Origin of the sequence: Asticcacaulis sp. EMRT-3 (assembly GCF_030027245.1) — a bacterium.
GTDB lineage: Bacteria > Pseudomonadota > Alphaproteobacteria > Caulobacterales > Caulobacteraceae > Asticcacaulis.
Genome location: NZ_JASERT010000001.1, coordinates 2448812 through 2473546, shown reverse-complemented (window position 1 = coordinate 2473546; position 24735 = coordinate 2448812). Strand labels below are relative to the sequence as shown.

Genomic DNA, 24735 nt, shown 5'->3' with positions numbered 1-24735 from the left:
GCCGCTTGCCAAGCCGTGTTCCGCGCCTCATATCGGCGGGTGAAAATAAAGGAACACCGTCATGAGCCTGCGCGTCGCCGTTTCTATGGATCCGATCGAGAAGGTCAATATCGCCGCCGACACCACGTTTCAGATGATGATGGCGGCCCAGGCGCGCGGCCACCAGCTCTGGGTGTTCGAGCCGAAGCACCTGTCGCTGGAAGATGGCCGTCCGTTCGCCCGCGCCCGCAAGGTGACGCTTCGCGCCGTCAAGGGCGATCATGTGACGGCGGGCGATTATGAAAAACTCGATCTCGAAGACGATCTCGACGTGATCCTGCTGCGGCAGGATCCGCCGTTCGACATCGCCTATATCACCTCGACCTATCTGCTCGAACGGGTGCATCCGAAGACTCTGGTGGTCAATAACCCGACCAGCGTGCGCGATGCACCGGAAAAACTGCTGGCCACCCACTTTCCCGATCTGCAACCGCCCACCCTGGTCAGCGCCGATCCGCTGGCCCTGCATGATTTCTTCGCCCGGCATGGCGATTGTATCCTAAAGCCCCTGCATGGCGCAGCGGGCAATGGTGTGATCAAGCTCAAGGCGGGCGACCGCAATCTTGACGCTCTCGTCGAGCTGTTCGCCTCGATCAGCCGCGAGCCAGTCATCCTGCAAAAATTCATCCCCGCCGTCAGCGCGGGTGACAAGCGCATCATCCTGATCGACGGTGAGATCGCAGGCGGTATCAATCGCGTGCCCGAAGAGGGGGCCGTGCGCTCTAATTTGCGCGTCGGCGGCCGCGCCGAACCGCTGCACCTGACGGCGCGCGACCGCGAAATCTGCGAACGCCTCAAGCCCGTCCTCAAGGACAAGGGCCTGATGTTCGTCGGTATCGATGTGATCGGCGATTATCTGACCGAAATCAACGTCACCTCACCCACCGGTGCGGTGCAGCTCAAAACCTTCGAGGGGGTTGATGCCAGCGCTCTGATGTGGGATCGTATCGAGGCCCTGCGCGCCGCGCGCTGACGGGCTCTCGAAAAGCGTTCACAAAAGCTTAATACATTCCGTAGCTTGCATAATTTTTGCGCGAAAATTACAGCGAGTTTCACTGTTGTTCCATTTTTGTTCTTGATTTACCCTCTTATCCCCGCTAACTTGTGGATAGATTCTGTATCTTTACACCGCAGGTAAAGCGTAAAAGTCCTACAAAATCAGGGGGTATCTTCATGCCGGCGCGCGTCACCACCATAGCTTTCGAAGGTGCCGAGGCGCGCCGCGTCGAGGCCGAGGTCGTTCTCACCCACGGCCATGTCGCTTTTCAGGTGGTCGGCCTTGGCGACAAGGCGGTGGCCGAAAGCCGCGAACGCGTGCGTGGGGCCTTTGCCGGTATGGGGCTGGCCTTACCCGGCAAACGCATCGTCGCCAATCTGTCGCCCGCCGACCTGCCCAAGGAAGGCACACATTTCGACCTGCCGATTGCCCTGGCCCTGATGGCGGTGATGGGCATTATCCCGCAGGACGCGCTGGAAGGTTTTGTCTGCATCGGCGAACTGAAGCTCGATGGTTCCATCGCGCCGGTGGCTGGCGCCCTGCCCGCCGCCATTGCCGCATCATCCTACGGCTTAGGCCTGATCTGCCCGCTTGAGAATGGCGCCGAAGCCGCCTGGGCGGGCGATGTCTCCATCCTCGCCCCGCGTTCGCTGATCGCCCTGATCAATCATTTCAAGAGTCAGTCCGTCCTCACTCCGCCCGCGCCCGGCGAGATGAAGGCGGCGGCAAAACCGATGGATCTGAACGAGGTCAAGGGACAGGAAACGCCCAAGCGCGCCCTCGAAATCGCGGCGGCGGGCGGCCATAATCTCCTGTTCATAGGCCCGCCCGGTTCGGGCAAGTCGATGCTGGCCCAGCGCCTGCCCGGTATCTTGCCGCCACTGACCTCGCGCGAACTGCTCGAAACCTCGCAGGTCTGGTCGATGGCCGGGCTAATTGCGCGCGGCGAGCTGACACGCGACCGCCCGTTTCGTTCGCCGCACCATTCGGCCTCGATGGCAGCGCTGACCGGCGGCGGGATGCGCGCCCGCCCCGGCGAGGTGTCGCTGGCGCATAATGGCGTGCTGTTTTTAGATGAACTGCCGGAATTTTCAGCGCAGGCGCTCGATAGTCTGCGTCAGCCCTTAGAAACCGGCGATGTGATCGTGGCGCGCGCCAATCATCATGTCCGCTATCCGGCGCGCGTCCAGTTGGTCGCCGCCATGAATCCGTGCCGCTGCGGCTATGGCGGCGCGGGCAAGGGGGCGTGCGGCAAGGCGCCGCGCTGCATCAAGGATTATCAGGGTCGCGTGTCCGGGCCGCTGATCGATCGCATCGATCTGCAAATCGACGTACCGCCGGTGACCGCTATGGATATGGCCCTGCCTGCGCCTGCGGAAGGCTCGAAAGAGGTGGCGGCGCGCGTCATGGCGGCGCGTCAGCTTCAGGAAGACCGCGCCCGCAAACTGGGCCTGGCACCTGACAATGCGCTCAATGCCACCGCCTATGGCGCGGGACTGGAAGCCATCTGCGCACTCGATGAAGCGGGTAAGACCCTGCTCACCCAGGCGGCGCAAAAATCGGGCTTAAGCGCGCGCGGCTGGACGCGCACCCTGCGCCTGGCGCGCACCATCGCCGATCTCGAACAATCGGGGCCGGTCTTACGCCGCCACGTCGCCGAGGCACTGATCTACCGCAGGCAGGGCGCAGACACGACGGGCCATACACCTCATCTTAACGCAAACTTGGCGTGACCTTAACCTTTTTGCTCTAGGCTTAAACGATCAGAATGATACCCGACGGAAAAGCCGCCATGTCAAAAGCCTCAATGTCAAAAGTCTCCATGTCCACGCCGCTGAATACCGGCGCTCAAGAACATCTTTCGCCCGAAGCCCGGCTGAAGGCGCGCGAAGATTTTTTCCGCCTGATGAGCCATGAAATCCGTACACCCCTCAATGGCGTGATGGGCATGTTGTCGCTTTTGTCGCGCACGCCCCTGACGCCCGATCAGAACTCCTATCTGGCCACGGCGCGCGAGTCGGGCGAACATCTGCTCACCCTCGTCAATGATCTGCTCGACTATGCGCGCATCGATGCCGGACGCATTCAGCTCGAAACCAGCGAGGTGCGGCTCGAACCGCTGCTACAGAGCGTGGCCGAGCTGTTAGCGCCGCGCGCCCACGCCAATGGCATCGAAGTGGTCTGGGCGCTTGATCCGCGTCTCGACTATATCCACGCCGATGAAGGCCGCCTGCGCCAGATCCTGTTCAATCTGGCTGGCAATGCCATCAAATTCACCACGTCGGGCGGGGTGCTGATCCGCGTCGGCCTGACCGAAGATGGCCTTATCCGCTTCAGCGTGCGCGATACCGGCCCCGGCATTCCCGAAGAGGCGCGCGTGCGTATCTTTGAGGAATATGGTCAGGTCAAGATCAGCGACGCCACCCTCTATGGTGGTGCGGGTCTGGGTCTTGTGGTTGTCAAAAAGCTGGCCGAGGTCATGCAGGGCGAACTGACGCTGGACTCCGAAGTGGGCCGGGGCTCGTGTTTCGCCATCGAATTTTGCGCGCCTTACGGCCTGCGCAAAACGGCAGCACAGCATCGCCTGCCCCACGCCGTGACGCTGGTGACGCATAATACCATTCTGGCCGATGGCGCCGCCAGCCATCTGACGGCGGCGGATTGCCGGGTACGTATGCTGACAGATATTGAAGACTGTATCGATCCCCAGGCCATGCTCCTGTGCGACCGGGCGGCGGTGGCGGGGCCTGTGGCGGCACCTTCCGCCAACAGCCTGATCCTGCTGGCCGCCGAACAGCGCGACGAACTGGATGCCTGGCGCGACAAGGGCTGGGCCGGTTATCTGATCAAGCCCCTGCGCCGCACCTCGCTGCTCGAACGGCTCGAAGCCCTGCATAATGAAGCGCGTGATGCGGGGTCATCTCAGCAGGATGATGAGCGCATCGTCAGCGAGGCCGCGCCCGACAAGGCCGTCTTGCTGGTCGAGGATAATCCGGTCAATGCCCTGCTGGCGCAAATCCTGCTCCAGCGCGAAGGCTGCCGGGTCGAGCGCGCCTCGTCCGGCGAAGAAGCCATCGACATCCTGAAGGCGCGTAGTTTCGACATTATTTTCATGGATTTAGGCCTGCCGGGCGTCGATGGGCTGGGCGCCACGCGCGCCGTGCGGGCGCTCGGCATCCGCACCCCGATCATCGCGCTGACCGCCAATGCCTATGAAGAAGATCGCCGCGCCAGCCTGCACGCCGGGATGAATGATTTCCTGACCAAGCCGATTGAGCTGGTGGCGCTGAAGCACCGCCTGCAAACCTGGGCCGGAGACCACGCCGCCGCCAGATCGGCCTGATCGCATCTGGACAGCCGCCACGAAGCCACCTACCGTCCGCCACCAGTACGGAGGCGGACATGGTCGAAAGCAAGGCGGAAAGACGCGAAACCCTGAGGCGCAATCTGTGGCCGGCGGCGGTCATGCTGGCGCTCGGCTTCTCATCCGGCCTGCCCTATCTTTTGATCTATGACACGGCCAGCGTCTGGCTGCGTCAGGCCGGTGTGTCGCTGGCCGATATTGGCTATTTCTTCCTGTTCACCACCTTCAGCTATACGCTGAAATTCATGTGGGCACCGGTGATCGACCGTCTGAACCTGCCCTTCTTGACCCAAACCTTCGGCCATCGCCGAGGCTGGCTGTTGCTGATTCAGATTCTGCTGGTGGCGGGCCTGCTGGCTATTTCGACCAGCCACCCCGAACACGGCATTATCCTGATGGCCATTATCGCCTCTCTGACCGGCTTCGTGGCCGCCACCCAGGACATCGTGATGGATGCCTGGCGTATCGAGGCGGTCGAGGAAAAGCTGCAAGGCCTGATGGCGTCCTGCTATCAATGGGGTTATCGCATCGCCCTCATTCTGGCGGGCGTCCTGCCGCTGGTGCTGGCCGGGCCGCTCGGCTGGAACGCCGCCTATGCGATCATGGCCGGTTTCATGGCGGTCGGCATCGCCGCCGTTTTGCTGGCTCCACGCGAAAAGGCGCACACCATCCGCCCGATCCACATGGACGGCCTGCCATCGCAGCCCTGGCTGGAGGGGCTGGAATGGATGGCGCGCGGCGTGCTGATCGTGCTGGCCGCCATCATCATGGGCTGCGGCCTGACCGGCAATGTCGATGTGCTCGATTTTCTGCTCGGCCTCGTCGGCTTAAGCGCCCATGCTCAGGACGCCCTGAAAGCGGTATGGACGGCGAAGACCAGCGGTGTTTTCCTGCAAATTCCGGCTTTTCTGTTAGGCTTTGCCGTGCTGGGCGCCTGCTGCCTGCCCCTGCCCTGGGCCACCAGACCCGGCGCCTATTTCAAGGGCGCCTTCGTGGCGCCGGTGGCCGATTTTTTCAGCCGCTATGAAAACTGGGCGGCCTTCATCCTGTCCCTGATCCTCGTCTATCGCGTCAGCGAATTCATCCTCAATATCATGAACCCCTTCTATGTCGATCTCGGCTTCAGCCTCGACATGATTGCCGGGATGCGCAAGGTGTGGGGCGTGGCCATGTCGATGCTCGGCTTAGGCCTGGCGAGCTGGATCATTGCCCGCTTCGGCCTGATGAAATCGCTGGTCATCGGGGCTGTGGTCGGCCCGCTCAGCCATGCCGGTTTCATGTGGCTGGCCTGCGCCGGACATGATGTGAAGGTCTTCGCCATCGCCATGGCCCTGGACAATATCTCAGCCGGCATTTCCGGCACGGTGCTGATCGCCTATATGTCGTCCCTGACCTCTTCGGCCTTCACCGCCTCGCAATATGCGTTGTTTTCCAGCCTCTATTCGGTGCTGGGCAAGCTGGTGGCCTCGCAATCAGGCCGCATCGTCGAGGCTTCGGCCAAGGCCGCGCACCAGGGCGGCGTGGCGTCGCTGTTCACCGGCCTGATGGGGCATTTGAGCGCGGATTCCTACGTGCTGCCCGCCCTCAGGCTGGGCGTCAGCCCGGCGGCGCTGGGCGCAGGCTATTTCACCTTTTTCGCCTATACCATCGTGATCGGCTTCATTTCGATCCTGATGAGCGTCTGGCTTTATTTCAGGCGCAAACCCACAATACCGCCCGAAGATCAGGCGCGTGATGTGGCGCGCACATCATAGGCGGCAAAGGTCGCCATGGTCAGGATCTTGGTCACCGAATCCGACAACTGACAGATCTGCACCGGCTTCGACAGGCCCAGCAACAAGGGCCCGACCACGGTCGCGCCGCCTAAGGCTTCGACCAGCTTGGTCGAGATCGACGCCGACTGGATGGCGGGCATGACCAGCACATTGGCGGGCGCGGTCAGGCGCTGGAACGGATAGTTTTCCCAGCGTTCGGGATTAAGCGCCACATCGGGCGGCATCTCGCCCTCGAATTCAAAATCAACGCCGCGCTGTTCCAGCAGGGCCACGGCCTGCTTGACGCGCGCCGAACGTTCGCCCGACGGATTGCCGAAGGTCGAATAGCTCATAAAGGCGACGCGCGGTGTATGGCCCATCGCCCGCACCGCCATCGCGGCTTCCACGGCAATGTCGCCCAGTTCTTCCGGCGACGGCGTTTCGGCCACGGTGGTATCGGCGATAAAGACGGTACGCCCCTTGGCCAGCACCACCGACAGCCCCATAATGCGGCCATCGGGCGCAGGATCGACGACGCGCAGCACGTCGGTCAGGGCCTGATCGAAGGCGCGCGTCACGCCCGTCACCATGCCGTCGGCATGGCCCGACACCAGCATGGCGGCGGCAAACGAGTTGCGATCCTGATAGATCAGGCGATCAACATCGCGCTTCAGATAGCCGTGGCGTTGCAGGCGCGCATACAGCAGTTGCGAATAGGCGGCATTGCGGTGCGACAGCCGGGCATTGATGATCTCGATGCCCTCTTCTGCCGGATCGATACCGGCGGCGCGCATATTGGCCTCAACCAGATTGGCGCGGCCACACAGGATCGGCGTGCCCAGCCCTTGCAGCTTGAAGGCGTGGGCGGCGCGGATGACGCGAATGTCCTCGCCCTCGGCAAAGACGATGCGTTTCGGTTGGCGCGACCGCACCGACGAGGTGATCGATTGCAGGAAGCTGGCCGACGGATCAAGCCGCTGCTCCAGCCGCTTGCGATAGGCGTCCATGTCCTCGATGGGCTTACGCGCCACGCCTGTGTCCATAGCGGCCTGCGCCACGAAGGGCGGCACGTACCAGATCAGGCGCGGGTCGAAGGGCGAGGGAATGATATAGTCCTTGCCGAATTTGAGCTGGCGACCCTGATAGGCGGCGGCCACTTCATCGGGTACGTCTTCGCGGGCCAGTTGCGCCAGGGCGCGGGCGGCGGCAATCTTCATCTCGTCATTGACGCGCCGCGCCCGCACATCGAGCGCGCCCCGGAAGATATAGGGAAAGCACAGGACATTATTGACCTGATTAGGATAGTCCGAACGACCGGTGGCCACGATGGCGTCGGAGCGCACGCGCGCCACCTCTTCCGGCGCGATTTCCGGGTCGGGATTGGCCATGGCGAAGATGATCGGATTGGGCGCCATCGTGGCCACCATCTCAGGCGTCAGCACGCCCTTGGCCGACATGCCTAAGAAGACATCGGCGCCAACCATTGCTTCGGCCAAGGTGCGCTTCTGCGTATCGGTGACGTGCGCCGCCTTCCATTGGTCCATGTCGATGGTGCGGCCCTGATAGGCCACGCCGTGAATATCGACGACAACGGTGTTTTCCTTACGCACGCCCAGCGCTTTGACGAGCGACAGAGACGACAGCCCCGCCGCACCCGCGCCGCATAAGACCACCTTGATGTCTTCGATATGTTTGCCGGTCACTTCCAGCGCATTGATCAGGCCCGCCGCACAGATGATGGCCGTGCCGTGCTGGTCATCGTGGAAGACCGGAATATCGGCCATGTCCTGCAAGGCCGATTCGATGATGAAGCACTCAGGGCTTTTAATGTCTTCGAGATTGATGCCGCCGAAAGCGCCGGTAATGTTTTTCACCACGGTGATGAATTCGTCGGGGTCTTGCGTCTCGACCTCGATGTCGAACGAATCGATGTCGGCAAAGCGCTTGAACAGCACCGACTTGCCTTCCATCACCGGCTTGGAGGCCAGCGCTCCCAGATTGCCCAGCCCCAGAATCGCCGTGCCATTGGTGATCACCGCCACCATATTGCCTTTGGCCGTATAGTCATAGGCGGTTTCGGGGTTTTCCGCGATGCGCCGCACCGGCACGGCCACGCCCGGCGAATAGGCCAGCGCCAGATCGCGCTGCGTCGCCATCGGCTTGGTGGCCATGAGGGCGATCTTGCCCGGCTGCGGATACTGGTGAAGCTGAAGGGCTTCGTCGTCGCTGAAGGTCTGTTTTTCGCTGGACATTGGCTTGAACTCTTGTGCCCGGTCGGGACAAGCGACGGGCGGGCATTTGTATGATAATTATTGTCGTGTTTGTGGCGAGTCTTATAACAAGATCAATAGCTTATAAACCCACTAAATCTTACAAAACGTTTCTTTGATGCAGGTTTCAAAACACTGCCGTCCGCATAAGGCTGCGCCATAAGCGTTTGCGCCCGATTTGCACAGGTAAACGCAATTTACCGCACGCCCCTCTTTGCGGACGGATTAACACAGGTTAACGTGCCGATATGGATTCTGCTTCGCCAACGCCCGAAAAAGCCACCTTCGATCCCTCACTTGACCTTGAGGGTGCCACGCCCGTCATGGCCCAGTATCTGACGACCAAGGCGCAATATCCCGATGCGATCCTGTTTTTCCGCATGGGCGATTTTTACGAACTGTTTTTCGAGGACGCGGTCACGGCGGCCAGCGCCCTGTCACTGGCCCTGACCAAACGCGGCAAGTTCAAGGATCAGGATATTCCGCTGGCTGGCGTACCCGCCCACGCCGCCGATGCCTATATCGCCAAGCTGATCCGTCAGGGTTTTCGCGTCGCTGTCTGCGATCAGCTCGAAGACCCCGCCGAAGCCAAAAAGCGCGGCTCCAAGGCCGTGGTGCGGCGCGGCATTGTGCGCGTCGTCACCCCCGGCACGCTGACCGAAGATACGCTTCTGGAGGAAAAAGGCGCCAATCGGCTTGTCGCCATCAGTTCGCGCGGCGGGATGATGGCGCTGGCCATGGTCGAGCTGTCCACCGGCGAGGTCGAGGTGGCGGGCATCGAGGCCGATCAGCTCGGCGCGCAGCTTTCGGCCCTGCGGCCTTCGGAATGTCTGGTGGCCGACCGCATCCTGCAAGACGAAGATCTGTACGGCCTGATCAAGCTTTATGGCGGGGTGATCCAGCCACAGGCCCCCTCGCTCAGCGATCCAGCAGCGGGCGAGGCGCGTCTGTGCCGCCTGTATGGCGTCCAGACGCTCGATGGCTTCGGCGGCTTCGATGCGGCGGAAATCTCGGCGCTCGGTATGCTGGCCGCCTATATCGACCTGACCCAGGCGGGCAAAAGGCCGGTGCTGAAGCCTCCCGCGCGGGTGATTTCGCACAATTTCATGTCGATTGACGCCGCCACGCGCCATTCGCTGGAAATCGACCGCACCCAGAACGGTAAGCGCGATGGCAGCCTGATCTCGGTAATCGATGCCACCGTCACCTCCGGCGGCAGCCGCCTGTTGCAGGCGCGGCTGGCGCGGCCCCTGTTGCGCCCCGAAGATATAAATGCGCGCCTCGATACGGTGGCATGGCTGAAGGATCGCCGCGAGCTGCGCACAAACTTGCGCCAGCTCATGCGCGCCCTGTCGGATCAGGCGCGCGCCCTGTCGCGCCTGTCGCTGGGCCGGGGCGGGCCGCGCGACCTGACCATGATCCGCGACGCGCTCGATACCGGCGAAGCCCTGGCCTCATGCCTCAATGACGCCCGCCATGCGCCCGACAGTCAATTGAGCGGCGCACCCGCCGACATCGACGCCATGATCGCGGCCCTGACCCCCTCCCTGCCGGTGGGTGCCCTGCGCGACCGGCTGAGTCGCGCCCTGATCGACGAACCGCCGCTCGGTTTGCGCGAGGGCGGCTTCATCCGCCAGGGCTTCCATGACGGGCTTGATGAGGTGCGGTCTTTGCGCGACGACAGCCGCCAGATCGTTCTGGCGCTGGAGCAGAGGCTGGCCCGTGAAACCGGCATCGCCATCCGCATCAAGTTCAATAATGTGCTCGGCTATTTCATCGAGCTGTCGCAGAAACTGGCCGAACAGCTCATCGCGCAGGATAGCGAAAAACAGTTCATCCACCGCCAGTCGCTGGCCAGTCAGGTGCGCTTTGTCACCACCGAACTGGTCGATCTGGATGGCCGGATTCAACGCGCCGCCACGCAAGGTCTGGCGCTGGAGCAGGAACTGTTTGAAAGCCTGCGCGAAGAGGTGCGCCGTCACGCCGTCGAGATTCAGGCGGCGCACGACGCCATCTGTGCGCTCGATGTGGCCTGCGGCAATGCCCACTGGGCCGAGGATCAGGACGCGGCAAGGCCGGTCATCGACGATTCTACAAAACTAGAAATCTGTCGGGGCCGCCATCCGGTCGTCGCCGCCGCCCTGAAAGCCAAAGGCGCGCCGTTTACGCCCAATGATGTCGAGCTTGACGCCTCAGGCGAAACCGCCCCGCGCCTGTCGCTGGTGACCGGCCCCAACATGGCCGGTAAATCGACCTATCTACGGCAAAATGCGCTGCTGATCATCATGGCACAGGCGGGCCTGTTCGTACCGGCGCGTTCGATGCACTTAGGCGTCGTGGACCGTTTGTTTTCGCGCGTCGGCGCCGGTGATGATCTGGCGCAAGGACGCTCCACCTTCATGATGGAGATGGTTGAAACCGCCGCCATCCTCACCCAGGCCACCGAGCGTTCGTTTGTGGTGCTCGACGAGATCGGGCGCGGCACGGCCACCTATGATGGTCTGGCCATCGCCTGGGCCTGCACCGAACATCTGCATGATGTCACGAAGGCGCGCACCCTGTTCGCCACCCACTATCACGAACTATCCGACCTCGAACAGAGGCTGGGCCACGTCAGCAATCTGTCGATGACGGCGCACGAGCATCAGGGCGAGCTGATCTTTCTGCACGAGGCGCAAAAGGGGGCGGCGGATCGCTCCTATGGCGTGCAGGTGGCGCGTCTGGCCGGTATGCCCGGCCATGTGGTGGCGCGCGCCCATGATATTCTGCACCGGCTGGAAGCGGACAATCACACCGAGCTGCGGCTTGATGACCTGCCCCTGTTTTCGCAAACGCGCACGATGGTGCCTGTCCGCCACGAGCCGTCAAAGGCTGAAAAGCTTATAAAAGACCTGAATCCCGACGATTTAAGCCCGAAAGAGGCCCTTGAAATCATCTATAATTTACACAATCTGATTAAAGACGGGGGTTGAAGTTTTAAGCGTATCATGAGCGATCCCCTCCCCATGCTCACCGAACCCCATCTGCCCTCCCCGGTGGCCGTGGCGGCTGCCCCGGCTTACCGTATCGACGGCGCGCATCTGCGACAGGCCCTGACGAGCGCCTATGAAGAGTCGAACGGCGACACGCTCGACCTGCGCCAGCGTGCCGTCACCATTCTGAAAGGGGCCTGGGATGCGGCGCGCGCCGCGCTTTTCGAGCGGCTGGACGATCACAAGGGCGGCCAGTCAACGGCGCGCGCCCTGGCCCGTTGCGCCGATGACATCGTATCGGCCCTGTGGGACTTTACGCTCACCCATGTCTATCGCGCCCGCAACCCGACCGAAGGCGAACGCCTGACCCTGCTGGCCGTCGGCGGCTATGGCCGTGGCGAACTGGCCCCCTTTTCCGATCTCGACCTTTTGTTCCTGCGCGCCTGGAAAGAGACGCCGCACTCCGAATCGGTGATCGAATTCATCCTCTACGCCCTGTGGGATATGGGCCTGAAGGTGGGCCATTCTTCGCGCACGGTCGATGAAACCCTGAAATATGCCAGGGGCGACCACACCATCATGACGGCGATCTTAGAACATCGCCGCATCGCCGGTGACAAGGGACTGGCGCAGGAACTGGACGACAAGCTCAGCCGCGATAGCCTTAAATCCAGCACCTTCGATTTCGTCGCCGCCAAGCTGGAAGAGCGCGATCTGCGCCATGTCAAGTCCGGCACCACGCGCTTTGTGGTCGAGCCCAATATCAAGGAAGGCAAGGGGGGCTTGCGTGATCTGCACACCCTCTACTGGATCGCCAAATATATGTCGGGCGGCACCGCGAAGGGGGCGCTCGACCCGATCCTGACCGACAAGGAACGCGCCATTTTCAAACGCGCCTTCGACTTTTTGTGGAAGGTGCGCATCCTGATGCACATCGTGTCGGGGCGCGCCGAAGAACGTCTGTCGTTTGATCTTCAGCCGGAAATCGCCCGCCGCATGGGCTTTATCGACCGCGACGGCGAACCGAATGTCGAGCGTTTCATGCGCCGTTATTTCATCACCGCCAAGGAGGTGGGGGCGCTGACCCGCACCTTCTGCACCAAGCTGGAAACCCAGCAGGCCAAGCCGCTGGCCCGCCTGTCCGGCCTGATCCAGTCCGGGCTGATGAACCTGACGCGCGCCGATCATCCGGGTTTTGTCGTCACCAATGGCCGCCTCAATATCCAGTCGGCTGATGTTTTCAATGACTCGCCGGTCGCCATGTTTTTGCTGTTCAAGATGGCCGACCGGCTGGAGCTTGACCTGCATCCTGACGCCTTCACCGCCATTACGCGCAATCTCGATCTGATCACGCCGTCGCTGCGCCGCAATCCGAAAGCGGCGCGTTTGTTTCTCGATCTGCTGGTGCGCGGTAAAAACCCCTACCGAACCTTGAGCCTGATGGCCGAAACCGGGCTTCTCGGCCGCTATATCCCCGAATTCGGTCGTATCATCGCCCAGACCCAGTTCAATATGTACCACGCCTATACGGTGGACGAGCACACGCTGCGCGCCATCGACATCATCCACGGCGTCGATACGGGCCGCTACAAGGACGACCATCCGCTGTCCACATCGATCATGCCGCAACTGGTCGATAAGGAAAGCCTCTATCTGGCCATGCTGCTCCACGATACCGGCAAGGGCGGCGAGGACGGTCAGGAAATCGCCGGTGAACGCGCCGCGCGCAAGGCCTGTGCGCGGCTGGGGCTGGAAGACTGGAAAACCGATCAGGTGGCCTGGCTGGTGCGCCACCATCTGGTGTTCAGCGACTATGCCCAGAAACGCGACGTCTCCGACCCTGAAACCGTGGCGGCCTTTGCGCGCATCGTCGAAACGCCGGAGCGCCTGCGCCTGCTGCTGATCCTGACCGTGGCCGATATTCGCGCCGTCGGCCCCGGCGTGTGGAACGGCTGGAAGGGCCAGTTGATGCGCGAACTGTTCGCCGCCACTGAAAACGCCTTCCGCGGCGGACGCGGCCCCAATGCCGCCGCCAATGCTGCTGACAGCGTGCGCGAAGGCCTGAATGCCCGCGCCGCCCGCCGCCGCGCCACGTTGAGCGAAGACAATCCCGATATGACGGCCTGGCTGGAAACGATGGACGAAAGCTATCTGTTCGCCTTCACCACCGACGAGATCAAGGATCATGCGGCGCTTGTCTGGTCCACCTTCGATTCCGAACCGGCTGTGCGCTCGCGCATCGAAGACCAGCGCCACGCCACCGCCTTTTCGATTTCGGCAACCGACCGGCCCGGCCTGTTCGCCGATCTGTCGCGCGCCTTCGCCAATCTCGGCGGCAATGTGGTGGGGGCGCAGGTCTTCACCTCCAAGACCGGTCAGGCGCTCGATGTCTTCTATGTGCAGGATGCGCAGGGCGATCCGTTCGGCCATGATAATCCGGTGCGCATGAAGGAGGCCGAGGCGCAGCTTGAAGCCGCAGCGCTGGGTCATCTGCCTGCCGCCGTGCGCTGGTCGTCGCCGCTGGCCCAGCGCACGGCCGCCTTCGCCATCGCCCCCACCGTCGCCTTTGACGACGACGCCAATCCCGAAGCCACTATTCTCGAAGTGTCAGGCCGCGACCGCCCCGGCCTGCTGGCCGACATCGTGTCGGTCATTTCCAAAGCGCATCTCGACATTGCCTCGGCCCATATCGACTGTTATGGCGAGCGCGCCGTCGATGCCTTCTACATCACCGATCATTTCCGCAAGACACAGCTTTCCGGCAGCCAGAAGCAGGCGCTGAAAAAGGCTGTTCTGACCGTACTCGACCTGCCCGCCGTGGCTTCAAAGCGCAATCTGGCCCGCGCCCGCGCCTCAACGGCGCGTTAAGCTAGACTCGGTTTACGCATACCCTGAGTTTCTGAGATAATTCGCACATTCTTGTTGAGAGAAGAGGTCGAGCAACTTGCCGATCCTGTTCCACAGTGTTTCGACCGTGCGTTCGGCGGCTTTTCGCAAGAGGGTTTTGAGCTTGGCGAAGACCTGTTCGATAGGGTTGAGATCAGGCGAGTAAGGCGGCAGGAACAGCAGGTGGACTTTGGCCTTGCGGAAGGCGCTTCGCACCGCCTTGCCTTTATGGCTTCCCAGATTGTCGAGGATAACAATGTCACCAGGTGAAAGCGTCGGGATCAAAACCTGCTCGACATAGGCTTTGAAGATGTCGCCATTGATGGCGCCATCGACGACGAAAGGTGCGTCGATGCGGTCGTGGCGCAAGGCGGCAAGGAAAGTGGTGGTTTTCCAGTGACCGAAGGGCGCTTTGGCCCGTAGCCGCCGACCTTTGCGGCATCGGCCGTGGGTGCGGGTCATGTTGGTCTTGGCCCAGGTTTCATCGATGAAGACAAGCCGCCTGGGATCAAGCCGGTTCTGATACTTGCGCCAACGTTCCCGTTTGCGCGCCACATCCGGCCGATCCTGCTCGCTGGGCAGCACGCTTTTTTTTGAAGCTGATCCCTTCTTCACGAAAGAAACGCGACAGCATACCGGTGTCCACCTTCACGCCGCGCTCGGCCAAAAGCTGGTCGCACAGCGCCTGTAAGGTAAGGTCAGCCACCTCGTCGATCCGGCGCAAAAGCCAGACACGTTCCGGCTTTACCTTCGAGGGACGGTGCCCGCCCGTGCCAGCAGGGCGACGGTCAGCCAAACGCTCATAACGCTGCAACCATTTAACAGCCGAAGCGTCACTCACGCCAAAATGCCGGGCGGCGGCACGCCGGCTCAAACCTTTATGCAAAACTGCGTTGATTACACGGTCACGCAAATCCTGAGAATAAGCCTTCGCCATCGGAACCGGCCTCCTAAATCCGGCCCCTATCTTGAATCATTATTCGACCGATTTGGGAATCCCCCGCGATTCAACCTAATCGCGGAACGCTCTAAAGAAGAACTTTCGCGCCGAATACCTGCTCGATAAAGCCCTGCATGGCGGCGATGGAGGCGGCCACCGCCACAGGATCATAGCGCATGACTATGCCCTTATTGTCTTCTTCGTCAAAGGCATGGGTGGCATTGAGTTCGAGCGTTTCCACCGGCAGGCCGTCTTCTTCAAGCCGCATGAAGACCTTGCGCGAATGGCGGATCGGCGTCAGGTGGTCCTTGCTGGCCAGAACCGCGAAGGTTTCCGGTTTGCGCACCCAGTTGTGCGATGAGCTGCGCGCCGGAAAATTGATATAGGGATAGACGAGGAAGAGGGCGCGCACCGCATCGGCCAGGCCTGCATCGGGATCGGCGATCTTGACCGCGCCGGGGCGCGTGAGCGGATCGGTCATCAGGTCCATGATCGCCCAGCCGCCGTGGCTGAAACCGGCCAGCATGACCTCGGAGATGCGGCCTTCCTGCTTTAGGCCCCACAAAACGCTCAACACATCGCCAGCGCGTTCATAACCCTGAAACACTGCCCCTGAACAGACCAGACTGACGGCGAAATTGCGATCCCAGCCGCGCGGGCCGAACGAATCGACGACAAGGGCGCGAATACCGGTTCTGGCGGCGGCTTCGGCATAATGGGTAACGTGTGGACGTAAGCCCCCGCAGCCGTGGAAAAAGACGATGACGGGGCGCGGCTTGTCATCATCAGGGCCATACCAGCGCATGAAGGGGGCCAGCCGGGCATAGCGCTGCGCCATCGTATCCATTGATCAGACCCCCTTAAGTCTCCGCCCCCAGAACCTCCGCTAAGAAGCCCGCAAAAGCGGCTTCGGTGGCAGTATGGCTGGGTCGATCATAGGCCATCAGCGGCCCGAAATGAAGCGCGGAATCCTCATCGAAACAATGGGTCGCCTCCATCACCTGCATCTCGACCGGCACGCCCTCGCTGCGCAGATGGTTAAGGATATGTTCGGCGTGGCTGTGGCCGGTCAGGAAGTCCTGCCGCGCCAGTATGGCCAGTGTCTTCGGGCGATGCACCCAGGCGTGGCTGTTACTGCGCGCCGGAAAATTGATATAGGGATAGACGAGAAACACACCCTTGACGCCCTGCATGGCTTCGGGCGTCGGGTCTTTCAGGCGCGCCTCGCCTTCGCGTGTCAGGCGCTCGGTCATCAGATCCATGATCGCCCAGCCGCCGTGACTCCAGCCGGCCACCACCAGACGGCCTGCATCGACCTCAGGCCTTTGCCCCAGCCCCCACAGGGCGGCCAGCACATCGCCGGAACGCTCATAGCCATGCAGGGCCAGCCCCGTGCAAACCAGATTCATCGCTGCCTGATGGTCCCAGCCGCGCGGCCCGAACGAATCAACGACATAGGCGCGATAGCCGAGCGCCGCCGCCTGCATGGCATAGGCATGAATATGCTCGCGCACGCCATTGCAGGCATGAAACAGCAAAACCGCCGGTCGCGGCTGGTCATCGTCAGGGCCATAGGCCCGGATGGCGGGCTCCAGCATCGAAAATCTGTGGGCAAGGCTATCGAGCACGCGCGCGCCTCTTGACTTAATATGTAACCGACACAATGTTAGTTACGGATTTAGTTCACACTCCCCTTGTGTGGATCAGAATTCGCCCGCCAAAGCCAGTCTTTCCTGTTGCAGCGCCTATTTAAGAAAGCTTTCCGTCATGACCCAGCCGCTTCGCCATTCCGATCTGCCTGTTCAGCCGCAATTCCTCGAACGCTGGTCGCCACGCGCTTTTCTGGATAAGCCGGTCAGCGAACGCGAACTCCTGACCGTGCTCGAAGCAGCGCGTTTCGCGCCGTCGGCCTCCAATCTCCAGCCGTGGCGCTTTATCTACGGGCTGAAGGGCGAGCCGGAATTTGCCACCCTGTTAAGCCTGCTCGTGCCGTTCAACGAAGGCTGGGCCAAGGATGCCGCCGCGCTTGTGTTCCTGACCTCAATCACCTCATTCGACGGCGAACGCCCGGTGCCGACCGGCAGCTTCGATACGGGCGCAGCGTGGATGTCTCTGGCCTTGCAGGCGCATAGCCAGGGCCTGATCACGCACGGCATGTATGGCATTGATTTCGAAAAGGCCCCGCTGGTGCTGGGCCTGCCCGATAATGTCAGGATCGAGGCCGCCGTCGCCATCGGTTATCGCGGCGATCCGCAAAGCCTGCCGGAAGGCTTGCGCGAACGCGAACTGCCGTCTGATCGTCAGCCCTTGTCCAGTCTCGTCTTCAAGGGCCATTACGGCGGCTGAGGGTGGGTTTAGGGAGCGCATCCACAGATACACACAGATGTTCGTGGGCGTTTCACGCTTTGAAGGAGAAAAACAGGATTTAACCACGCAAAACACGGATCATGGCCTTTGGCCATGACACAGATAAGAAAGAGAAATTGCTTGCCGCCATCCGGATTTCACTATCTCTCCGTGACGCCGCAAAGCGGCGATCCGTGGTTTCCGTGGTTTAAATCTTCTTTGCTTTTCAGCCTAAAACACTGCCTTAAGCCTTACCGGCTCACACCTTCATCGCAAAGCGCATCTCGCCCTTGAACAGGCGGCGCACGCCATCGGCGTCACGCAGGCCGACAATCGGCATCCGTCCGTCATAGAGGCTTTCCTCAATCAGGCCTGTGGCTTCGCACTGGTCGAGCGCATGGGCCAGCACCGTTGCATCCTGACCTTTCGCCACGCCGAAGGTGGGCATACGTGTCGTATAGTCGGGCTTGTCGGACTTGCCCAGCACATGGTCGATCAGTTTCTTGCGGCCGCGCGGGCCATTCAGCCGGTACAGCGCCGACATCAGCATCTGGGCGGCTTCGGTAATGTCCCTGACCGGCCCGCGTGACAAACAGGTATCGCAGGTGCGGCAGGCCTCACCGGCGTCTTCGCCGAAATAGCGCCGCACGGCCTGTTTACGGCAGTCATGGCCGAGAATGAAGGCGAAGAAATCACGCGCCTTCTGCTTTTGCACCTCCTGATCGGAAGCGCCCGCCTCTTCGCGCAAAGCCAGCCGCCTGACGGCCCAGCCGAGATCGCCGGAGCCATGAAAACAGATGCCGGACGCGGGCAGGCCGTCACGTCCGGCGCGGCCCACCTCCTGCCAGTAGGCCTCCATCGAGGATGGCGGATCGGCATGGATGACGAAGCGCACATCGGCCTTATTGATGCCCATGCCAAAGGCGATGGTGGCCACCATGATGCGCACCTCGCCCTTCATGAAGGCGGTCAGGTTGCGTTCGCGCACGGCGGGGGACAGTCCGGCATGATAGGCGGCGGTGACATGGCCCTCCCTGGCCAGGGCGATGGCCAGTTTTTCCGTGCCGTCGCGCGAGCCGCAATAGATGATGCCCGAAGTGTTTTTCTGGCGGCGTAATATGTCGGCGATAGCCTTGAGCACCGGGCCCTTGCGGCGCACGAAGCGCAGGGACAGGTTGGGGCGGTCGAAACCGGCCACGATCTCGACCGCATCAGGGATATTGAGCGCCGTCTTGATGTCGGCGCGGGTATGGGCGTCGGCGGTGGCGGTCAGGGCCAGTGTCGGCGTGCCGGGCAAAAGCGCCTTGAGCTGGCCCAGCGCGCGGTATTCCGGGCGGAAATCATGGCCCCACTGGCTGACGCAGTGCGCCTCGTCGATGGCGATTAGGCGCGGCTTCAGCTTGACCAGCCGGTCGAGGACAAAGCCCTGCATCAGGGCTTCGGGCGAGAGATAGAGCAGGTCAAGCGCGCCGGAACGGGCCTCGTCCCAGATTTGCGAGCGCGCCTCACCCGATTGTGATGAGTCAAAGCGTTCGGCGCGTACGCCACGGCTTTTCAGCGCCGCCACCTGATCGCTCATCAGGGCGATCAGTGGCGAAATGACCAGAACAAGACCTGACGGGCCATTTTTCGGCAGAAGGGCCGGTATCTGATAGCACAGGCTCTTGCCGCCGCCGGTCGGCAGAACGGCCAGCGTATCGCGCCCGGCCAGAACAGATTCCAGCACCTGCGCCTGTTTGCCGCGAAAATCGGCATAGCCGAAGACCCGGCGCAGAATCTCTTCCGCCGCCGCCATATCATGGCGGGCAGAGGCGTTGGCCGTCGGGATTTCGAGCAGATCGGGCATGTCCCTCTGCCCTAAGGCGCTTCGCCTGCGCTGTTAACCCTTATTTTGACCAAAAGAGACAGGTAATTCCAACTTGTAATTACAAGTTGGCAAGGCCGACTGGCCGCCCGAGCTTTTGCGAGGAGCCATGCGGCGCTTGAGCTGCTTAATATCTCAAATATCTTTCACGCGACACGGCTGCGCGGATTGGCTATAGAGGGCAGGTCGAGGCGCGACGCAAGAACCGGTCGCTGACGGTTCTGATATGAGGAAGACGCATGGCTAAAGGAAACGCTCCGCAGGGGGGCAAGGGCAGAGGCCGCCGCACACCGTTGCAGGCCCTGTTATATTGGGGCACGGTCATCACCATCTGGGTGGCGATTTTCGGGGTCGCCTTTCTGGGCTTCATGGCCATCGACCTGCCCGACACCTCGACGCTCGACAAGGTGAACAAGCAGCCGTCCATCACCTATCTCGACCGGTCGGGCGCGTTGATCGCCGTGCGCGGCTCGCAGGCCTCGGCGCCCGTCGATATTGATAAACTGCCCGATTATGTGCCTCTGGCCTTCGTGGCCGTCGAGGACAAGCGCTTCTTCACCCATCCGGGCTTTGACCCCATCGGCATGGCACGCGGCCTGATATACGACATCTTCCTCCGCAAGAAGGGCGGCAATCTGGCCGGTGGCTCCACCATCACCCAGCAGCTTGCGCGCAATCTGTTTCTGTCATCCAACCAGAATATCAAGCGCAAGGTGCAGGAGCTGATGCTGGCCGTCTGGCTGGAGCATAAATATACCAAGAAGCAGATTCTGGCGCTTTACCTCAACCGCGTCTATTTCGGCGCGGGCGCCTACGGCATCGAGGCCGCCTCGCAGCGCTATTTCAACAAGCCCGCCAAGGATTTGAGCATCGGCGAGGCCGCCATGCTGGCCGGGCTGATGAAGGCACCCAACTCCTATTCGCCGCTGTCGGATCAGGAACGCGCCGGCAAACGCGCCCTGATCGTGCTCAATGAAATGGTCGAAGCCAGGGTGATCACGCCCGAACAGCGCGATCAGGCCCTGCACACGCCGATCAATGTGTCGAAAACCCTCGCCTCGGCCCATGCGCAATATTTCGTTGACTGGCTCGACACCCAGATCCGCGGCCTGATCGATCCCAAGAATACCGACGATCTTATCGTTGAAACCACGCTCGACCTGCCGATCCAGACCGATGCCGAACGCGCTGTCCAGACGATTATGCCGGCTTACGCCAAAAGGGGCGTCGAACAGGCGGCGCTGGTGTCGGTGGATGGCGAGGGCCGCATCCGTGCCATGATCGGCGGCGTCTCCTATGCCGATTCGCAATATAACCGCGCCACGATGGCCAGGCGTCAGACCGGCTCGTCCTTCAAACCGTTCGTCTATCTGACAGCGATGGAGGCCGGTTACCAGCCCTCGACGCCGGTGGTGGACGAGCCCTTCACGCTCGGCACCTGGTCGCCGCAGAACTACGAAAGAAACTATTTGGGGCTGATTGATCTGCAAACGGCGCTCCAAGATTCGATCAATACGGTGGCGGCGCGTCTGGCCAATGATGTCGGTCAGAGTCGCGTCGCCGCCACTGCCCACCGCTTAGGCATTACCTCGCCGATCAATACCGATCCGGCGATGGCGCTCGGCACATCGGATGCGTCGCCGCTTGAGATGGCGCAAGCCTATGTCCCGTTTTCCAATGGCGGCTATCGCGCCGAAGCGCACGGCATTGTCCGCATCCGCACCACCACCGGCAAGGTGCTGTACCAGTACCGCGATCCGGCTGAGGATGGCGGGCGGGTGCGTGTGATCAATAATCCGCCACTGATGGAGATGAACCAGATGCTGCGCGCCGTCATGCATGGCGGCACCGGCACGGGCGCGGCCATTCCCGGCTATGACCTGGCCGGCAAGACCGGCACGACCAGCGATTTCCATGACGCCTGGTTCGATGGCTATACGGGCGGTTTCGTCACCGTAGTCTGGGTCGGCCGCGACGACAATACGGCCATGCGCGGCATCACCGGCGGCATGGCGCCCGCCGCCATCTGGAAAGCCTATATGACCTCGGCGCTCAAACGCATTCAGGTGTCGCCGATCCCCGATGGGCCGCCCGCCACGGGCACGCTCAATCCGGTGGCCGAGGATGCGCTGCGCGATCTGCTCGGTTCGCAAGCCGACGCGGTGCAGGCCTCACAGGCGGCGAATGATAATACGGACGAAAATGGTTTGCCGCCGGTGGTCACCATGCAGCCTATTCCCAATCCGGGCGACAATAGCAGTAATAAAACACCGCCTGCCAAGAACGCCGACCCGTCGCTCGACGACATCTTCTCGCAGGCCCAGAAGAAGGCGCAATGAGAAAAAGGCTCCGGTTCCGCCGGGGCCTTTTACATATAGCGAAACAGGCTGTGGCCCTGCTCCTTCAGCCATTGTCTAGCCTGACGGTAATCCCCGCCATAAAGCTCGCTTACCGTGGCCCAGAAGGCCGGGCTGTGATCGGGATGTTTCAGGTGGCCCACCTCGTGCGCCGCCAGATAGGTCAACACCTCATAGGGAGCCAGAATCACGCGCCAGCTATAGCGGATAGCCTTGCGCCCCGGTGTGCAGGAGCCCCAGCGCGCCTTGGCGTCGAACAGCGTCACCTTGACGCCGCTGACGCCCAGTTTGGCGGCATAGAGGTCGGTTTGCGTCTGGAAGGCTTTCAGCGCCTGCTGGCGCAGATAGCGTTCGATGCGCTTTGCATAGGTTTTGGCGTCACCACTCGACACCAGCCGCCAACCGCCGTCCACGTCCTGCACCGGGCGCGGCGTAATCACACCGGCGCTTTCCGCCAGCACGACGCTGTGCCCCTTGATGTCAAGGCGCAGACCGGGCGCGAAGCTCTGCACCGGTGGCGGTGCGCGACGGGTTTTCAAAATCCAGTCGTGACGGCTGCGTGCGAACGCCACGGCATCGCCGAGCAGGCGCGGGCGCGGCGCGGTGACCACCACCTCGCCGGTGCGGCTGTCGAGGCGCAGCGAAATGCGCCGGGCGCGCGGATTGACCTTCAGGCGCAGGTTATAATCGCCGCAATCGATCACCTGATCGGGCGCAAACCCCGCTCTGGGCTTGAAAATTTCGCTAAACGACCGCGTCATGGCGGGCGATGAAATCGCGGATGCGCGGATAGATTTCCTCGCGGAAACGGCGGCCATTGAAGACGCCGTAATGGCCCGCACCCTTCTGAACGTACAGTTCCTTCATGGTTTCCGGAATATTGGAACACATCTTATGCGCCGCCTGCGTCTGACCGACGCCGGAAATATCGTCCTTTTCGCCTTCGACCGTCATCAGGGCGATGTCGGTAATGGCGGCGGTATCGACCTTGCGGCCATGATGCACCAGCTCACCCTTGGGCAGGGCGAATTTCTGGAAGACCAGATCGATGGTTTGCAGATAGAATTCCTCGCTCAGATCGAGTACCGACAGATATTCGTCGTAGAATTCCAGATGCTTGGCCGCGCCATCGCCATCATTATCGACCAGCGAATTGAAATAGTCCCAATGGGCGTCGGTATGGCGCTCCTCGTTCATGCTCATGAAGGAATAGAGCTGCACAAAGCCCGGATAGACACGGCGGCCCACGCCCGGATAGGGCGGCGGCACGGTATGCACCATATTGGCGCGGAACCAGGCGAACGGTTTTTCCTGCGCCAGATCATTGGTGATGGTGGGATTGAAGCGCGCGTCGATCGGCGAGCCCATAAAGGTCATCGAAGCCGGACGCACCGGGTCTTTGTCTTCGGCCATCAGGCAGGCCGTGGCCAGAACGGGCGGGCCGGGCTGGCAAACGGCCACCACATGGACGCGCGAGCCGATGGCAGTCAGCATATCGCGGATCGTATCCATATAGGCGTAGAAATCGAACCGGCCTTCCAGCACGGGCACCTGACGGGCATTGGCCCAGTCAGTGATATAAACATCGTGATCGAGCAGAAATTCCTGCACCGTGCCGCGCAGAAGCGTGGCGTAGTGGCCCGATAACGGGGCCACGATCAGCACGGCGGGCTGGGTCTTGCGGATACCGGCGCGGCGCAGATCGGTGACATCGCGCTGGAAGCGCAGCAGCTTCACCCACGGGCTCGACCAGTCTTCGATAATGCGCACGCGAATATCGTGACCGCCGATATTGACCTGATCTATGCCCCATTCCGGCTTGTTATAGCGTTTGGTGACATTGGAAAACAGCTCGGCTGAGGCGTAGATATTGCGCCCCATCGCCGTATCAGCGGCCGGATTGAGCTTTGATCCCCAGAAATCACGGGTGAGTTGCGCCATAGCCCGGAAAGGGGCCGCTGTATAATAGGCGTATTCGTGCAGAGAATAGAGCATGAAGGCTTTGAACTCGGTTACCGTTAACAGTCAGGCTAACACTAACATGCGATAGCTGCCAATTGATTACGACAGGTTCAATTATATTGTGATGCAGCATAAACGGCCCGGCAAGCCGCCTTTGCCCATTTTATCGCCCCAGGGCCGCCTTTTGCAGCGCAAACAATTCGCCCGTGCCTTTCAGGGCCAGATCGAACAGGGTGTTGAATTCATGACGTGAAAAGCCGCGCTTTTCGCCCGTCGCCTGAATTTCGACCGCGTCGCCGGTGCCGGTAATGACGAAATTGGCGTCGGTGTCGGCGCTGGAATCCTCGTCATAATCGAGATCGAGCACCGGCGTATTTTCATAAATACCGCATGAAATCGCCGCCACCTGATCGATAATCGGCGAGGCGGCGATGAGTTTACCGCTCACCAGCTTGTCGCAGGCCTGTGACAGCGCCACCCAGGCACCGGTAATGGCGGCGGTGCGCGTGCCGCCATCGGCCTGCAAAACGTCGCAGTCGAGCGTAATCTGGCGTTCGCCCAGCGCCTTCAGATCAACCACGGCGCGCATCGAGCGGCCAATCAGGCGCTGGATTTCCTGCGTCCGGCCCGATTGCTTGCCGGCGGCGGCTTCACGGCGCGAGCGCGTATGGGTCGAGCGCGGCAACATGCCGTATTCCGCCGTCACCCAGCCCTGCCCCTTGCCCTTGAGAAACGACGGCACGCCCTGTTCGAGCGAGGCCGTCACCAGTACCTTGGTGTGGCCGAAGGTAACAAGGCACGAACCCTCGGCATAGCGGGTGACGCCCACCTCCAGACTGACGGCGCGCATCTGGTCGGGTTTGCGGCCCGACGGGCGCAAGGTCTTGAGCGCAGCCAGGCTACTTAAAGAATGGGTGTCAACGGACGGATCGGACGACATGAGAAGCTCCTGAAATATTCCCCTGCCTAACAGCTTGAGCCACT

The 24735-nt window shown here is 61.6% G+C and carries 16 protein-coding genes; 8 read left to right on the top strand and 8 right to left on the bottom strand.

Annotation, left to right across the window (positions count from 1 at the left end; translation table 11 throughout):
- Positions 1–61 precede the first annotated feature (61 nt).
- The 4 genes from gshB to QB905_RS11635 all read left to right on the top strand — a co-directional run bounded on the left by gshB (position 62) and on the right by QB905_RS11635 (position 6154).
- Positions 62–1012, top strand: coding sequence for a glutathione synthase (gene gshB, locus QB905_RS11650; RefSeq protein ID WP_282975192.1), 951 nt, complete (start codon positions 62–64; stop codon positions 1010–1012).
- 200 nt (positions 1013–1212) lie between these two features.
- The gene (locus QB905_RS11645; RefSeq protein ID WP_282975191.1) at positions 1213–2769 is read left to right on the top strand and encodes a YifB family Mg chelatase-like AAA ATPase; all 1557 of its coding nucleotides are present in this window, start codon (positions 1213–1215) and stop codon (positions 2767–2769) included.
- 89 nt (positions 2770–2858) lie between these two features.
- On the top strand, positions 2859–4379 hold the full coding sequence (locus tag QB905_RS11640; RefSeq protein WP_282975190.1) for a response regulator: 1521 nt from the start codon (positions 2859–2861) through the stop codon (positions 4377–4379).
- Positions 4380–4438: 59 nt separating this feature from the next.
- A complete protein-coding gene (locus QB905_RS11635) occupies positions 4439–6154 on the top strand; it encodes an AmpG family muropeptide MFS transporter (protein ID WP_282975189.1) in 1716 nt (571 codons plus the stop codon).
- On the opposite strand, the gene QB905_RS11630 is transcribed toward QB905_RS11635, so the two are convergent.
- Positions 6124–8406, bottom strand: coding sequence for an NADP-dependent malic enzyme (locus QB905_RS11630; RefSeq protein ID WP_282975188.1), 2283 nt, complete (start codon positions 8404–8406; stop codon positions 6124–6126). The two genes, QB905_RS11635 and QB905_RS11630, sit on opposite strands and share 31 nt — an antisense overlap.
- 266 nt (positions 8407–8672) lie before the next feature.
- Between QB905_RS11630 and mutS the strand changes: the two genes are divergently transcribed.
- Positions 8673–11396: a DNA mismatch repair protein MutS gene (gene mutS, locus QB905_RS11625; protein WP_282975187.1), complete on the top strand. Its 2724-nt coding sequence runs from the start codon at positions 8673–8675 to the stop codon at positions 11394–11396.
- Positions 11397–11411: 15 nt separating this feature from the next.
- Complete coding sequence (locus QB905_RS11620) at positions 11412–14264, top strand: [protein-PII] uridylyltransferase (RefSeq protein ID WP_461781785.1); 2853 nt, start codon at positions 11412–11414, stop codon at positions 14262–14264.
- Positions 14265–14276: 12 nt separating this feature from the next.
- On the opposite strand, the gene QB905_RS11615 is transcribed toward QB905_RS11620, so the two are convergent.
- From QB905_RS11615 to QB905_RS11605, 3 genes are all read right to left on the bottom strand, one after another.
- Positions 14277–15219, bottom strand: a protein-coding gene (locus QB905_RS11615; protein WP_282975186.1) for an IS630 family transposase whose coding sequence is annotated in 2 segments (ribosomal slippage) — positions 14277–14876 and positions 14878–15219 — 942 coding nt in all. Because the reading frame shifts where the segments join, the coding sequence is not laid out codon by codon here.
- Between the two features lie 91 nt (positions 15220–15310).
- Positions 15311–16069, bottom strand: coding sequence for a dienelactone hydrolase family protein (locus tag QB905_RS11610; RefSeq protein ID WP_282975185.1), 759 nt, complete (start codon positions 16067–16069; stop codon positions 15311–15313).
- A gap of 13 nt (positions 16070–16082) precedes the next feature.
- The gene (locus tag QB905_RS11605; RefSeq protein ID WP_282975184.1) at positions 16083–16850 is read right to left on the bottom strand and encodes a dienelactone hydrolase family protein; all 768 of its coding nucleotides are present in this window, start codon (positions 16848–16850) and stop codon (positions 16083–16085) included.
- 139 nt (positions 16851–16989) lie between these two features.
- Here QB905_RS11605 and QB905_RS11600 point away from each other — a divergent pair, with 139 nt between their 5' ends.
- Positions 16990–17568, top strand: coding sequence for a nitroreductase family protein (locus QB905_RS11600; protein ID WP_282975183.1), 579 nt, complete (start codon positions 16990–16992; stop codon positions 17566–17568).
- A gap of 259 nt (positions 17569–17827) precedes the next feature.
- Here the strand turns inward: QB905_RS11600 and QB905_RS11595 are convergent, their stop codons facing one another.
- A complete protein-coding gene (locus QB905_RS11595; protein ID WP_282975182.1) occupies positions 17828–19414 on the bottom strand; it encodes a RecQ family ATP-dependent DNA helicase in 1587 nt (528 codons plus the stop codon).
- Between the two features lie 257 nt (positions 19415–19671).
- Between QB905_RS11595 and QB905_RS11590 the strand changes: the two genes are divergently transcribed.
- Positions 19672–21771, top strand: a complete 2100-nt coding sequence (locus QB905_RS11590; RefSeq protein WP_282975181.1) for a transglycosylase domain-containing protein — start codon at positions 19672–19674, stop codon at positions 21769–21771.
- Between the two features lie 29 nt (positions 21772–21800).
- On the opposite strand, the gene QB905_RS11585 is transcribed toward QB905_RS11590, so the two are convergent.
- From QB905_RS11585 to rph, 3 genes are all read right to left on the bottom strand, one after another.
- Positions 21801–22550 (bottom strand): M48 family metallopeptidase, encoded by a 750-nt coding sequence (locus QB905_RS11585; RefSeq protein WP_282975180.1) that lies wholly within the window; start codon positions 22548–22550, stop codon positions 21801–21803.
- Positions 22534–23784, bottom strand: a complete 1251-nt coding sequence (locus tag QB905_RS11580; protein ID WP_282975179.1) for a polyhydroxyalkanoate depolymerase — start codon at positions 23782–23784, stop codon at positions 22534–22536. The genes QB905_RS11585 and QB905_RS11580 overlap by 17 nt, the downstream gene beginning before the upstream one ends.
- 130 nt (positions 23785–23914) lie before the next feature.
- Positions 23915–24631 carry a ribonuclease PH gene (gene rph, locus QB905_RS11575; protein WP_282975626.1) on the bottom strand — a complete coding sequence of 239 codons (717 nt, stop codon included), beginning with the start codon at positions 24629–24631 and terminating at the stop codon, positions 23915–23917.
- Positions 24632–24735 lie beyond the last annotated feature (104 nt).